The organism is Nonomuraea sp. NPDC050328 (genome assembly GCF_044459405.1).
In the GTDB taxonomy this organism is placed as follows: domain Bacteria; phylum Actinomycetota; class Actinomycetes; order Streptosporangiales; family Streptosporangiaceae; genus Nonomuraea.
The window spans coordinates 316,427-329,381 of the sequence record NZ_JBITIW010000006.1; the positions used below are offsets into that span (position 1 = coordinate 316,427).

Below are 12,955 nucleotides of genomic sequence, written 5' to 3' on the forward strand. Positions count from 1 at the left end.
GCTTAAGCATCGCGCCTCGACATGTCTGCTGAGCAACAGGGAGACTTGGGGGCGCTGTCCCGTTGAGGTTCGGAGGAAGTCAGTGAGCGGTCGTGTGCGCCCGACCCGGTTCTGGGAATGGCTGGCCGTCGTGGTGGTCAAACCGCTGTCGCGGCTGCTGATCAAGAAGGACTGGCGGCACGGGGAGCGCATCCCCCGGCAGGGCGGCCTGATCATCGCGGCCAACCACCTGTCCTGGACCGATCCCGTGCTGATCTCGCACTTTCTCTACAACAACGGCCGCTGGCCGGTGATCCTCGCCAAGTCGGGGCTGTTCACCGTGCCGGTGCTGGGCAAGGCGGTGCGCTCGCTGCTGGCCATCCCGGTCTACCGGGGCAGCACCGACGCGGCCAAGTCGTTGGAGATCTCCCGGCAGCGGCTGCGCGACGGCGCGGCCGTGCTCTTCTACCCCGAGGGCACCTGCACCCGCGACCCGGAGCTGTGGCCGATGGCCGGCAAGACCGGCGTGGCTCGGCTGGCGCTGGAGACCGGCGCGAAGGTCATCCCGGTGGCCCACTGGGGCGCGCAGGAGTTGCTGCCCTACGGCTCGACCAAGCTCAGGCTCTTCCCCCGCAAGACCTTCCGCGTCTCGGTGGGCGAGCCGGTGGACCTGTCCAAGTACGAGGGCCAGCCGATGCGCGGCAAGGTCTTGAAGGACGCCACGCACGACATCATGATGGCGATCATGACCCAGCTCGCCGAGCTGCGCGGCGAGAAGGCCCCCGACCAGCCGTGGGAGGCGCCGAATGACTAGGGCGGCGGTCTTCGGCACCGGCTCCTGGGGCACGACCTTCGCGATGATCATGGCGAGGGCCGGGGTCGAGACGACGTTGTGGGGCCGCCGGGCCGAGGTGGTCGAGGCCATCCGCGACCGGCACGAGAACCCCGAGTACCTCCCCGGCATCGCCCTGCCGCCCACGCTGCGCGCCACCACCGACCCGGCCGAGGCGCTGGCGGGCGCCGACTTCCTGGTCCTGGCGGTGCCCTCGCAGACGCTGCGCGGCAACCTGATGCAGTGGAAGCCGGCCATCCCCGGCGACGCCGTCCTGGTCAGCCTGATGAAGGGCATCGAGCTCGGCACGACCAAGCGGATGAGCGAGGTCATCATGGAGGTCGCCGAGGTGCCCGCCGAGCGGGTCGCGGTGGTCTCCGGGCCCAACCTGGTCGGCGAGATCGTCGCCGGGCAGCCGTCGGCCACCGTGGTCGCCTGCCCCGACGAGCGGGTGATGGAGCGCCTCCAGGAGGCGTGTCACGTGCCGCCGTGGTTCCGCGCCTACACCAACCCCGACGTGATCGGCGTGGAGCTGGGCGGCGCGATCAAGAACGTGATCGCGCTGGCCATCGGCGTGGCGCAGGGCATGGGCATGGGCGACAACGTCAGCGCGCTGATGATGACCCGCGGCCTGGCCGAGATCTCCCGCCTCGGCGCGGCGCTCGGCGCCGACCCGCACACCTTCGCCGGCCTGGCCGGCATGGGCGACCTCATCGCGAGCTGCAACTCGCCGCTGGCGCGCAACCGCACCTTCGGCGAGAAGCTGGGCCGCGGCATGTCGCTGGAGGAGGCCATCGCCTCCAGCAAGCAGACGGTCGAGGGCGTCAAGTCCTGCGAGTCCGTGCTGGAGCTGGCTCGCAAGCACGACGTGGAGATGCCGATCACCGAGGTCGTCGTCGGAGTGGTCCATGACGGGATGGCTCCGGCCGAAGCCGGCGTTCTGCTCATGTCGCGCTCACCCAAGCCGGAGCGGTACGGAGTGTAGATTCGGGTTACATGAGCAAGCCACGCGTAGCTGTCGTTTTCGGAGGTCGTAACTCCGAGCACGCTGTCTCCCTCATGGGGGCCGGCAGCGTGCTGGAGGTGATCGACCATGACAAGTACGAGGTGATCCCGATCGGGATCGCCCAGGACGGCAGATGGCTGCTCGCCTCGGGCGAGCAGCGCTACGCGATCGAGGACGGCGAGCTGCCCGTCGTGCAGGAGACCGGCGCCGCCCTGGCCCTGCCCTCCGGCGAACTGGTCGCCTTCGAGGCCGGCACGATCCCGGTGGAGCTGGGCGCGGTGGACGCGGTCTTCCCGGTCATGCACGGCCCCTTCGCCGAGGACGGCACCATCCAGGGCCTGCTGGAGATGGCCGGCGTGCGCTACGTCGGCTCCGGCGTGCTGGCCAGCGCGGTCGGCATGGACAAGGCCTTCATGAAGACGGTGATCGCCGCCGCCGGGCTGCCCGTCGGCAAGTACGTCGTGGTGCGCGACCGCGACTGGCGGCTCGACCGCCAGCGCGTGCTCAAGGAGGTCGAGGAGCTCGGCTGGCCGGTCTTCGTCAAGCCCGCCCGCGCCGGCTCCTCCCAGGGCATCTCCAAGGCGCACGACGCGGCCTCGCTGGAGACGGCGATCGAGTTCGCCCGCGAGCACGACCCCAAGGTGATGGTCGAGGCGGCGATCCCGGGCCGCGAGATCGAGTGCGCGGTGCTCCAGTCGCCCGGCGACGAGCCGCCCATCGCCTCCCAGCCCGGCGAGGTGATCGTCGAGGGCGGCCAGGAGTTCTTCGACTTCGAGGCCAAGTATTACCCCGACCAGATGCGCCTCGACGTGCCGGCGGACCTGCCGGCCGAGGTCGCCGAGCGGGTGCGGGAGCTGGCCGTGCGCGCCTTCGAGGCGCTGGGCTGCGAGGGCCTGTCGCGGGTGGACTTCTTCTACACCCCGACCGGCCAGGTGATCTTCAACGAGATCAACACCATGCCCGGCTTCACCTCGCTGTCGGTCGCGCCGCAGCTTCTCGGCGCCTCCGGGATCACCTATCCCGAGCTGGTCGACCGGCTCATCCAGCTCGCGCTGGCGCGCTCACCCGGTCTGCGCTGACCCGATCGGCTTGCCGAGGTCCACCAGGACCTCGGCGGGCTGGTGGTTGCGGGCCACGGTGACCTCGACGTAGGCGGCGTCGGTGACGGCGGTGAAGAGCGTGGGCGTGGCGGGGTCGGCGAACCAGCCGATCCCGTCGATCTCCATGAGCTGGTCGGTCGGCTCCATCCGGCTGGGCCGGGGCACGCCGCAGCGCAACGCGATCTCGCCGTCCCCCCAGACGGCGACATACGGCGACTCCGGCTCCGACCGGCCGCGGGCCGACCCGTCGAGCTCGGCGGGCAGGAGAGGGGCCAGGCGCGCGCAGGCCGCCGCCGCCTCGCCCTCCGGGACGGGCGGCTCCACCTGTACGGCTCCGCCGCACCCGGCGGCGAAGCCGAGCAGCACCAGGAGAGCAGCCCCCCGCATCACCCTCATATATGGACGATAGGGCACGTCAGCGTGCGGGTGATGCCCTCCACGCCCTGGATCTGGGCGACGACCAGCTTGCCGAGCTCGTCGACATTCCTGGCCTCCGCGCGGACGATGACGTCGTAGGGACCCGTGACGTCCTCCGCCTGGGTCACCCCGGAGATGCTCGCGATCTCCCTGGCCACGTCGGCGGCCTTGCCGACCTCGGTCTGAATCAGGATGTAGGCCTGCACCATTGCGTCCTCCCGGGCAATTGGATCACGCCGAAGGGCCACCGTACCCTGTGATGGATCCGCAGCGAAGCGAAGGCACCCAGAACGTCCATTGTCAGGAGGCATGCCATCACAGTCGGAGAACTCGGCGAATTTGGTGTCATTGCTCGCATTACCGGACGCCTGCCGCAAGGCGCGAGCGTCCTGCTCGGACCCGGCGACGACGCCGCGATGGTCAGCGCCCCTGACGGGCGCATTGTCGTGTCAACGGACTTGTTGCTTGAGAGTAGGCATTTCCGTCGCGATTGGTCCAGCGGGTACGACGTAGGACGTAAAGCCGCAGCACAGAATCTTGCCGACGCCGTTGCCATGGGAGCCGTGCCGACCTCGCTCGTGGTCGGGCTGGCGCTGCCCGCCGATCTTCCGGTGGCGTGGCTGGAGGAGCTGACCGACGGGCTTCGGGACGAGTGCGACCTGGTCGGGGCGAGCGTGGCCGGCGGTGACGTGACCCGCGGGCCGCTCGTGGTGGTCTCGGTGACCGTCCTGGGTGACCTCGGCGGGCGGGCGCCCGTGCTGCGGTCGGGAGCGCGGCCCGGGCAGGTCGTCGCGGTCGCCGGGCGGCTGGGGTGGGCCGCGGCGGGACTGGCGCTGCTGGAGCGGGAGGGGGCCGGCGTTTCGGGGTCCGGCGGCTCGCGGGAGGTCGTCGAGGCGCACCGGCGGCCGTGCCCGCCCTATGCGCAGGGGCCGGAGGCGGCGGTGCTGGGCGCCACCGCGATGCTCGACGTCAGTGACGGGCTGGTCCAGGACCTCGGGCACATCGCGGCGGCCAGCGGGGTGGGCATCGTGCTGGAGCCCGCCTCGTTGCCGATCGCCGAGCCGGTGCGGGCGGCGGCCGAGCGGCTCGGGGTCGATCCGCTGGACCTCGTGCTGGCCGGGGGAGAGGACCACGCGCTCGCGGCGGTGTTTCCGTGTGACATACCCCTCACCGACGCCTGGACGGTGGTCGGGCGGGTGGTGGAAGGGGCTGGAGTGCAGGTCAGCGGGCGTGCTGCGGTCTCCGGTGGGTGGGACCACTTCCGTTGAGGCGCCGGATACTGCCGGGAAAGTTGTGACAAAGGCGTAGTAAAGGTGTTATGAAGATGGGCGGCCACCGTACCCGGCAGAAAGGTCGACTATGGGCCGCCATGGCACTGGTGGATCGGAGAGCGAATATCCGCAGGACCCGATCTCCACGGGGGCGTTCTGGATTCCGCCCGCGGCGTCTGCTGCTTCCGAGCAGCCCGGCTGGCCGCAACCGCCGGACCAGGTCGAGGTGACCGGCCAATGGGCCGCCGCTCCGCCCCCACCCGCCGGCCCCACCACCCCGGCCCCCTGGCCCCAGCCCTCTCAGGCCCCCTGGCCGGAACCCGCCCAGGCCCCTCGGTCCGAGGCCTCTCAGGCCGCCTGGCCGCAGCCGGAACCCGGGCACCAGACCGGGTGGCCCGCTCAGGAGACCGCGCCGCTGACCGCCTGGCAGTCGTCCGGCACCGGCACCCAGCCCTCCTGGCCCAGCCCTGAGCCCGCCCAGCCCCCGCAGGAGCCCGGGTGGCCCGTGCAGGAGGGGCCACCGCCGGCGCCCGGCGACGTGAAGGTCGCTGGCAGCCGCGTCGAGTCCACCCAGCCCGGCACGGGCCAGTTCCCGTCGTCCTCAGGCCCGTTCCCGACGTCCTCGGGCCCGTTCCTGGAGTCCCCGGACACCTTCCCGTCCTCCCCGGACGCCGCCGCCCCCACCGCGACCGTGCCCGCCTGGGCCGAGGCGCCCACCGGCTTCCTGGACGGCGAGAACTGGTCCCGCCCCGAAGAAGGCTGGTCCCGTGAGGAGAACCTGGCCGGCGACCCGCCCAGACGAGGCAGAGGCCGCCGCCGCCCACCGAGAGACGGCGGCGGCGACGACCCGCGCGGCAAGGGCAAGGGCAAGGCCGCGGTCCTGGCCGTGGCCGCGGTGGCCGTCGTGCTGGGCGGCACCGTGGCCGGCGTCCGCATGATGAGCTCCGCCACCCCGGCGAACTGCACCGGCGACACCTGCACCGCCGCCAAGCAGGCCGCCGCCCCGGTGACGACCTCCCCGGCCGCCGACGAGAGCGAGGCCGCCCCCGACGAGGACCCGGCCACCGAGACCACCGGCCCGACCCCCAAGCCCACCGTCACCTCGCAACGCTCGCCCCGCCGTACCCCGGTCCCGAAGCCGAGCAAGACCAAGCTGAAACAGACCCCCGTCCCGACCATCGAGGCAGAGGAAGCGGACAAGGACGACAGCACCCCGCAGGAGTCCAGCACCCCGTCCCACCAGTTGCCCGAAGCCCAGGAAGGTCCTTCAGAAGCCGTGACGCCCCTCAGCACCGAGTCCGCCGCCCCGTTCCAGCAATCGTCGCGCCAGGGCGCGGTGAACGTCGGCTTCAGCGTCCTGCGCGAGCGCGACTCCAGCTACACCGCCCGGCTGTCGGTCACCAACGAGAGCGCCAAGCCCTTCTCCGCGGCCACCGTCTCCCTGCCGCTCAGCGGCCAGGTGTACGACGTCGAGGGCGCCTCGTCGTGGATGCAGGACGGCGACCTGCTCATCCTGGACCTGCCCGGCGAGCTGTCGGCGGGCGAGTCGGTGTCGGTCACCATCGGGGTGTACGGCACGGCCGAGACGCCCCAGACCTGCGGCGTGGTCGGCGCGGAGTGTGTGATGGGATAGGAGGCGTGTCCTCCCTCACCCCGCCCCGCGTGCTGACCGTCGCCGGTTCCGACTCCGGCGGTGGCGCCGGGATCCAGGCCGACCTCAAGACCATGCTGGCCCTCGGCGTGCACGGCATGAGCGTGATCGCCGCCGTGACGGCACAGAACTCGCTGGGCGTCCAGGGATACTGGGAACTGCCTCCCGAGGCCGTGCGCGCCCAGCTCGACTCGGTTCTGGGCGACATCGGCGCGCAGGCGATCAAGACCGGCATGCTGGCCTCGCCCGTGCTGGTCGAGACGGTCGCCGCCGCGCTGGCCGCCTACGACGCGCCCGTGGTCGTCGATCCGGTCGGCGTCTCCAAGCACGGTGACTCGCTGCTCGCGCCCGAGGCGGTCGACACGCTCCGGACGCGGCTGCTGCCGGTGGCGACCGTGGTGACGCCCAATCTGTGGGAGGTCGAGCAGCTCACCTCGATCAAGGTCGAGGACGAGCGCGACCTGCGCCGGGCCGCCGACGCCGTGCTGGCCCTGGGGCCGCGCTGGGCGCTGGTCAAGGGCGGTCACCTGCCGGGCGAGCCGGTCGACCTGCTGACCGACGGGGAGCGCGAGCACCGCTTCCGCGCCGAGCGCCTGGACAACCGGCACACCCACGGCACCGGCTGCACCCTGGCCTCGGCCATCGCCTCGTATCTGGCTCTCGGCCAGGACGTGCCGGAGGCGGTCGGCTCGGCCAAGCGGTACGTCACCGGGGCCATCGGCCTCGGCTTCCCGCTCGGCTCCGGCATCGGCCCCGTCGATCACGCCTGGCAGTGGCGCTGACGCACCGTCCAGCCCGATCGCGGGCATGCCAAAAGCCCGGCGCGGAGCGCCGGGCTTTTCGGTTCGCAGCCGAAGATCTAGCGGGAGACCTTGCCGGCCTTGATGCACGAGGTGCAGACGTTGAGCTTCTTCGGGGTGCCACCGACCACCGCGCGAACCGTCTGGATGTTCGGGTTCCAGCGGCGGCGGGTACGGCGGTGCGAGTGGGAGATGTTGTTGCCGAAGGTCGGGCCCTTGGCGCAGACATCGCAGACGGAAGCCACGGTATCGCTCCTTAAAACAGTCGATATACAGCCCGGTCCGCCACGTCGGTGCCTTGCGGAGGGCATGCCGGGACAACCGGCGAGCTAGTCGAGGATATCCGATCCGGAGCACAACCTGCCACGCGAGCGCGAGCGGACCCTGTGCAATCCGGGCCGTGACGATATTCTCCTGACCATAACGCTACCGCACACCGAGGAGCGCGCGAGAGTGAGCACCCTTGTCGATCCGGCCGGGGTGCGCCGCTGGGCGCGGTTGTCCGCCGACAGCCTCGGCCGCGCCGGCGCGGAGATCGACGCGCTGAACGTCTTCCCGGTGGCCGACGGCGACACCGGCACCAACCTCCACCTGACGATGTTGTCCGCCGCCGAGGCGGTGGAGTCGCTGCCCGACGACGTCGACGTGGCGATCGCCTGGCAGACCCTCTCGTACGGCGCGCTGGTCGGGGCCAGGGGCAACTCGGGGGTGATCGTCAGCCAGGCGTTGCGCGGGCTGGCGGACGTGCTCAAGGACGGCCGGGGCGACCTGCGCGCGGGCCTGGTGCGGGCCGCCGAACTGGCCAGGGCGGCGGTGGCCAGGCCGGTCGAGGGGACCGTGCTCACCGTGCTCGACGCCGTGGCGCGAGCCGTACGGGAGGACGAGGGGGAGACCGCGACGGTCGCCGCCAGGGCCGCGCGGGCGGCGCTGGGCCGGACGCCGGAACAGCTCGAGGTGCTGGCCAGAAGCGGGGTGGTGGACGCGGGCGGAGCCGGGCTGGCGATCATCCTGGACGCGCTCGAAGAGGTCGTGACGGGCGCGGGGGAGGGCCGGTTCGTGGTGCCCGCGCCGACGGCGGCGGTGGTGCAGCAGGCCGAGGAGGGCGCCGGGTACGAGGTGATGTACCTGCTCGACGCGCTGGAGGTGGACAAGCTGCGCGAGGAGCTCGACGAGCTGGGCGACTCGCTGGTGATCGTCGGCGGCGAGGGGCTGTGGAACGTCCACGTGCACGTGGAGGACGCGGGGGCGGCGATCGAGGCCGGGCTGCGGGTGGGCCGGCCGTACCGGATCAGGGTGACCTACCTGGCCGAGCGGACCCACCGGGCCCGCGGCGGGCGCGGCGTGGTCGCGGTCGCGGCCGGGGCCGGGATCGCGGCATTGTTCGAGGAGTGCGGCGCGGTGGTCGTGCGCCGCGAACCGGGCAGCTCGCCGCCGCTGGCCGCGATGGTGGCCGGCATCCGCGAGGCGGGCAGCGAGGTGGCCGTGCTGCCCAACGACGAGGCCGTGCGCGCGGTGGCGATGGCCGCGGCCGAGGTCGCCCGCGAGGACGGCGTGACGGTCAGCGTGCTGCCGACCAAGGCGACTGTCCAAGGACTGGCGGCGCTGGCCGTGCACGACCCGCTGCGGCGCTTCGACGACGACGTGGTGGCGATGACCGACGCGGCCGGGCACACGAGGTACGGACATGTCACCGTGGCGACACGCGCCGCCTTCACCAGCGCGGGGGTCTGCCGCCCGGGCGACGTCCTGGGGCTGATCGACGGCGACGTGGCCGACCTCGGGCCCGACCTGGCCGAGGTGGCCATCCGGGTGGTCAACCGCATGGTCTCCGGCGGCGGCGAGCTGATCACCCTGGTCACCGGCGCGGACGCGCCCCCCGGGCTGGCCAGGGAGATCGAGGAACGGCTCGGCCCGCTGGTCGAGGTGACCGTGCACGAGGGCGGGCAGGGCGTCTACCCCCTGCTCATCGGCGTCGAATGAGCCGCACGGCTCAAGCCGAACGAGCCCGCCCGGCCCGCGTCGAGTGAATCCTGTCGGCGCCAGGCGGTAGAACTCTGTACGTGAGCGAGACCACCAGCCGGTTCGACGAGGCGCTGACCAGGGCGCTCGACCCGAAGACGGCCAAGCTGCTGCACGGCGTGCTGGGCCTGGAGAGCGTCGGCGACCTCCTGCGCCACTACCCGCGCCGCTATGCCACCCGCGGGGAGCTGACCTCGCTCGACGCGCTGGAGGTCGACGAGCACGTCACCGTCGTCGGCGAGGTCACCCGGCTGATGCGCAAACCCATGCGCAACCGCGGCGGCACCTGGCTGGAGGTCGAGGTCGTCGACGGCAACCGGAACAAGATCTACCTCGCCTTCTTCGGCAAGGGCTCGCACATCGCGGAGAACCGCCTCAAGGCGGGCCGGCGCGGCATGTTCGCCGGCAAGGTCGGCATGTTCGGCACCCGCACCAGCCCGCGCTGGCAGCTCTCCCACCCCGAGTTCGAGCTGTTCGAGGAGGCCGCGGCCTCGGCGGAGGAGTTCGCCACCACGCCGGTGCCGATCTATCCGGCGGGCAAGGACCTCACGCCCTGGGTGATCCGGCGGGCGATCGGCGTCGTGCTCGACACCCTCGGCCCGCTCGAAGACCCGCTCCCGCCCGAGCTGCGCGCCCGGCACGGGCTGATGCCGCTGGGAGAGGCGCTGGAGGCCATCCACCGGCCCCGCGACTTCGGCGACGTCACCCGGGCCCGCGAGCGGCTCAAGTTCGACGAGGCCTTCGTCCTCCAGGCCGTGCTGCTGCAGCGCCGTGCCGCCGCCGTCGCCTGGCCCGCCAAGCCCCGGCCGCGGGTGGAGGGCGGGCTGCTGACCGAATTCGACGGCCGCCTGCCGTTCAAGCTGACCGACGGCCAGGCCGCGGTCGGCGAGGAGATCGCCCGAGACCTGGCCCTCGGCCACCCCATGCACCGCTTGCTCCAGGGCGAGGTCGGCGCGGGCAAGACCGTGGTCGCGCTGCGGGCCATGCTCCAGGTCGTCGACTCCGGCGGCCAGGCCGTGCTGCTGGCCCCCACCGAGGTCCTGGCCCAGCAGCACCACCGCTCCATCACCGCCATGCTCGGCGACCTGGCCGCCGGCGGCATGTTCGGCGGCACCGCCGTCACCCTGCTCACCGGCTCCATGGGCGCCGCCGCCCGGCGCTCGGCCCTGCTCGACGCGGCCTCCGGTACGGCGGGCATCATCGTCGGCACCCACGCGCTGCTCCAGGAGCACGTGCAGTTCGCCGAGCTCGGCCTGGTCGTGGTGGACGAGCAGCACCGCTTCGGCGTCGAGCAGCGCGACGCGCTGCGGGAGAAGGTCTCGGGCGGGCGGCCGCACGTGCTGGTCATGACGGCCACCCCGATCCCGCGCACGGTCGCGATGACCGTCTTCGGCGACCTGGAGGTCTCCGTCCTGTCCCAGCTCCCTTCGGGGCGCGCGCCGATCACCACGCACGTGGTGCCGGTCGCGGAGAAGCCGCACTACCTCGACCGCACCTGGTCGCGGGTGCGGGAGGAGGTCGCCCTGGGACGGCAGGCGTACATCGTCTGCCCGCGCATCGGCGACCTCGAAGGCGACGAGGGCGACATCTCCTCCTCGGCCGACGACCGCCGGCCCCCGCTGGCCGTCCTGGAGGTCGCCGAGATGCTCGCCGGCGGGCCGCTGGAGGGGCTGCGGGTGGCGGTCCTGCACGGCAAGCTGCCGCCGGAGGAGAAGGAGGCGATCATGCGGGCCTTCTCCCGTGGCGAGGTGGACGTGCTGGTCGCCACCACGGTCATCGAGGTCGGCGTCGACGTGCCCAACTCCTCGGTCATGGTGATCATGGACGCCGACCGGTTCGGCGTCTCCCAGCTCCACCAGCTCCGCGGCCGGGTCGGCCGGGGCGGGCTGCCGGGGTTGTGCCTGCTGGTCAGCGAGTTCCCCGAGGGCACTCCGGCGCGCACGCGGCTCGACGCGGTGGCGGCGACGCTCGACGGGTTCGAGCTGTCGCGGGTGGACCTCGAACAGCGGCGTGAGGGGGACGTGCTGGGGGCCGCCCAGTCGGGCAAGCGGTCCTCGCTCAAGCTGCTGCAGCTGCTGCGGGACGAGGATGTGATCGAGTCCGCCCGGGCCGAGGCGGCCGGCCTGCTGGCGGCCGACCCCACGCTGGAGTCGCACGACGGGCTGCGGGCGGAGATCGACCGGCTGCTGCGGGACGAGAAGGCGGACTACCTCGAGAAGACCTGACCGCGCCGGGCAAGGGAGCCCAGCCGGGGTGGTGGCCGGTGGAGCCCGGGGGTCCCTGGGCGGGCGCGGTGGTGAGGCAGGGGTTCTTCAGGGTGCGGGGCCGCAGCGTGCGGGCTCTTCAGGGTGCGGGGCCGCGGCGTGCGGGCTCTCCAGGAGGGTGGGGCCGCGGAGTGCGGGGGTCTCAGGAGGCGGGTGCGTGGGCCGTCGGTGGGCCGATGGGCCGGTGTGGCGGTGGGTGCCGGGGGAGTGGGGGTCGCGACTGGGTTGAAGTCCCAGTCGCGGGGACGGCCTCCCCCCGAATGCCGTCCCCGCCTGGGCCCACCCTCGGGTCAGGTGCCGAGGGTTCCGGCGTGCGGAAGGGCTCACGATCACGCCGGACGGCCTCCCTGTGGGTCACCTCGAAGGCCGCAGTCATCATCATGCGGGCCCGCCCGCCGGATGTGAATGATCCTTGCGCAGAGCAGGACGACACTTGTGAACTCTTGACCTGCGCGGACGTGGGGTAATCGGCTGGAAGAATGGGGTCATGACTCGGATCATCGCGGGCAGCGCCGGCGGGCGGAGGATCCAGGCGCCGCCCGGCAGGGGCACGCGCCCGACCAGCGACCGCGCCCGCGAGGCGATCTTCTCCACGCTCGACTCGATGATTGGCCTGCGCGAGGCGCGGGTGCTCGACCTGTACGCGGGGTCGGGGGCGATCGGGCTGGAGGCGGTCTCGCGCGGGGCCGCCCACGCGCTGCTGGTGGAGTCGGATCCGAAGGCGGTCCGCACGATCAGGGCCAACATCGCGGTGCTGGGCTTCGAGGGCCGGGTGGGCGTGCTGGCCGACAAGGTGGAGCGCGTGCTGGCCAAGCCGTGCGCGGAGCCGTACGACATCGTCTTCGCCGACCCGCCCTACGCGCTGGGCGGCACCGGCGAGGTGCTGGCGGCGCTGCGGGACAACGGGTGGCTGGCGGAGGACGCGGTGGTCGCCTACGAGCGCGAGAGCAGGGGCGAAGCGCTGGTCTGGCCGGCTGGGTACGAAGAGGAGAGGGTCCGTCGTTACGGCGAAGCGGCCGTTTGGTACGGTCGCGCCGCGGGGTTGCCGTGAGCGCCCCCTTACACCGTGGGGAGGCGTCATGCGTCGCGTAGTCTGCCCGGGGTCCTTCGACCCCATCACCAACGGCCACCTCGACATCATCGGCCGCGCTGCGATGTTGTACGACGAGGTCACCGTCGCCGTGCTGATCAACGTCGAGAAGAGCAGCCTGTTCACCGTCGACGAGCGGATCGACATCCTCACCACCGTGACGGCGAGGTACCCGAACGTCCGGGTGGAGAAGTTCCACGGCCTGCTGGTCGACTTCTGCAAGCAGAACGACATCCCGGCGATCGTCAAGGGCATCCGGGTGGTCAGCGACTTCGACTACGAGCTGCAGATGGCTCAGCTCAACTACCGGCTGTCCGGGGTCGAGACGTTGTTCATGCCGACCAACCCCGAGTACTCTTTCCTTTCGTCCAGCCGGGTGAAGGAGATTGCCCGCTACGGCGGGGATGTCTCGGGCCTCGTGCCGGATCTGGTACACGAGCTGCTGATCGAGCGGCTCAGGGGCTGACTCGCGCCTGGTATTGTTTCTATTCGGCCTTGTACGACGCGATGATTCCGCCATGCCTAG

General features: G+C 72.0%; 13 protein-coding genes. 10 read left to right on the forward strand and 3 right to left on the reverse strand.

Annotated features, from left to right (window positions below):
- The first annotated feature begins 82 nt into the window (after positions 1-82).
- Genes ACIBG7_RS24115 through ACIBG7_RS24125 form a run of 3 tightly spaced genes read left to right on the forward strand, consistent with a single transcriptional unit; the run spans position 83 to position 2,896 of the window.
- The gene (locus ACIBG7_RS24115; protein WP_357927847.1) at positions 83-793 is read left to right on the forward strand and encodes a lysophospholipid acyltransferase family protein; all 711 of its coding nucleotides are present in this window, start codon (positions 83-85) and stop codon (positions 791-793) included.
- Positions 786-1,796, forward strand: a complete 1,011-nt coding sequence (locus ACIBG7_RS24120; RefSeq protein WP_357927846.1) for an NAD(P)H-dependent glycerol-3-phosphate dehydrogenase — start codon at positions 786-788, stop codon at positions 1,794-1,796. Before ACIBG7_RS24115 ends, ACIBG7_RS24120 begins: the two co-directional genes overlap by 8 nt.
- Before the next feature lie 11 nt (positions 1,797-1,807).
- Positions 1,808-2,896 (forward strand): D-alanine--D-alanine ligase family protein, encoded by a 1,089-nt coding sequence (locus tag ACIBG7_RS24125; protein ID WP_397337655.1) that lies wholly within the window; start codon positions 1,808-1,810, stop codon positions 2,894-2,896.
- Here ACIBG7_RS24125 and ACIBG7_RS24130 read toward each other — a convergent pair.
- Entirely contained in the window at positions 2,879-3,313 is a 435-nt protein-coding gene (locus ACIBG7_RS24130; protein ID WP_357927843.1) for a DUF3515 family protein, read from the reverse strand. The genes ACIBG7_RS24125 and ACIBG7_RS24130 overlap by 18 nt on opposite strands.
- Entirely contained in the window at positions 3,310-3,543 is a 234-nt protein-coding gene (locus ACIBG7_RS24135; protein WP_357927842.1) for an Lrp/AsnC ligand binding domain-containing protein, read from the reverse strand. Before ACIBG7_RS24135 ends, ACIBG7_RS24130 begins: the two co-directional genes overlap by 4 nt.
- Positions 3,544-3,648: 105 nt before the next feature.
- Between ACIBG7_RS24135 and ACIBG7_RS24140 the strand changes: the two genes are divergently transcribed.
- The 3 genes from ACIBG7_RS24140 (at position 3,649) to thiD (ending at position 7,038) form a co-directional block, all read left to right on the forward strand.
- Positions 3,649-4,602 carry a thiamine-phosphate kinase gene (locus tag ACIBG7_RS24140; RefSeq protein WP_397337776.1) on the forward strand — a complete coding sequence of 318 codons (954 nt, stop codon included), beginning with the start codon at positions 3,649-3,651 and terminating at the stop codon, positions 4,600-4,602.
- Between the two features lie 508 nt (positions 4,603-5,110).
- The gene (locus tag ACIBG7_RS24145) at positions 5,111-6,238 is read left to right on the forward strand and encodes a hypothetical protein (RefSeq protein WP_397337656.1); all 1,128 of its coding nucleotides are present in this window, start codon (positions 5,111-5,113) and stop codon (positions 6,236-6,238) included.
- A gap of 5 nt (positions 6,239-6,243) precedes the next feature.
- Entirely contained in the window at positions 6,244-7,038 is a 795-nt protein-coding gene (thiD, locus tag ACIBG7_RS24150) for a bifunctional hydroxymethylpyrimidine kinase/phosphomethylpyrimidine kinase (protein ID WP_397337657.1), read from the forward strand.
- Between the two features lie 77 nt (positions 7,039-7,115).
- Here the strand turns inward: thiD and rpmB are convergent, their stop codons facing one another.
- Positions 7,116-7,301 (reverse strand): 50S ribosomal protein L28, encoded by a 186-nt coding sequence (gene rpmB / locus ACIBG7_RS24155; protein WP_357927840.1) that lies wholly within the window; start codon positions 7,299-7,301, stop codon positions 7,116-7,118.
- Positions 7,302-7,509: 208 nt separating this feature from the next.
- Here rpmB and ACIBG7_RS24160 point away from each other — a divergent pair, with 208 nt between their 5' ends.
- The 4 genes from ACIBG7_RS24160 (at position 7,510) to coaD (ending at position 12,895) form a co-directional block, all read left to right on the forward strand.
- On the forward strand, positions 7,510-9,036 hold the full coding sequence (locus tag ACIBG7_RS24160; RefSeq protein ID WP_397337658.1) for a DAK2 domain-containing protein: 1,527 nt from the start codon (positions 7,510-7,512) through the stop codon (positions 9,034-9,036).
- 80 nt (positions 9,037-9,116) lie between these two features.
- A complete protein-coding gene (gene recG / locus ACIBG7_RS24165; protein WP_357927837.1) occupies positions 9,117-11,300 on the forward strand; it encodes an ATP-dependent DNA helicase RecG in 2,184 nt (727 codons plus the stop codon).
- 526 nt (positions 11,301-11,826) lie between these two features.
- Positions 11,827-12,390 carry a 16S rRNA (guanine(966)-N(2))-methyltransferase RsmD gene (gene rsmD / locus ACIBG7_RS24170; protein WP_357927836.1) on the forward strand — a complete coding sequence of 188 codons (564 nt, stop codon included), beginning with the start codon at positions 11,827-11,829 and terminating at the stop codon, positions 12,388-12,390.
- A 28-nt stretch (positions 12,391-12,418) separates the two neighbouring features.
- Positions 12,419-12,895, forward strand: a complete 477-nt coding sequence (coaD, locus tag ACIBG7_RS24175; RefSeq protein ID WP_357927834.1) for a pantetheine-phosphate adenylyltransferase — start codon at positions 12,419-12,421, stop codon at positions 12,893-12,895.
- The last annotated feature ends 60 nt before the right edge of the window (positions 12,896-12,955 follow it).

Excerpts from the sequence above, each read along its gene's own strand:
- ACIBG7_RS24120 (WP_357927846.1), top strand. The coding sequence starts at position 786 with ATGACTAGGGCGGCGGTCTTCGGCACCGGCTCCTGGGGCACGACCTTC.
- ACIBG7_RS24125 (WP_397337655.1), top strand. The coding sequence starts at position 1,808 with ATGAGCAAGCCACGCGTAGCTGTCGTTTTCGGAGGTCGTAACTCCGAG.
- ACIBG7_RS24130 (WP_357927843.1), bottom strand. The coding sequence starts at position 3,313 with ATGAGGGTGATGCGGGGGGCTGCTCTCCTGGTGCTGCTCGGCTTCGCC.
- ACIBG7_RS24135 (WP_357927842.1), bottom strand. The coding sequence starts at position 3,543 with ATGGTGCAGGCCTACATCCTGATTCAGACCGAGGTCGGCAAGGCCGCC.
- rsmD (WP_357927836.1), top strand. The coding sequence starts at position 11,827 with ATGACTCGGATCATCGCGGGCAGCGCCGGCGGGCGGAGGATCCAGGCG.
- coaD (WP_357927834.1), top strand. The coding sequence starts at position 12,419 with ATGCGTCGCGTAGTCTGCCCGGGGTCCTTCGACCCCATCACCAACGGC.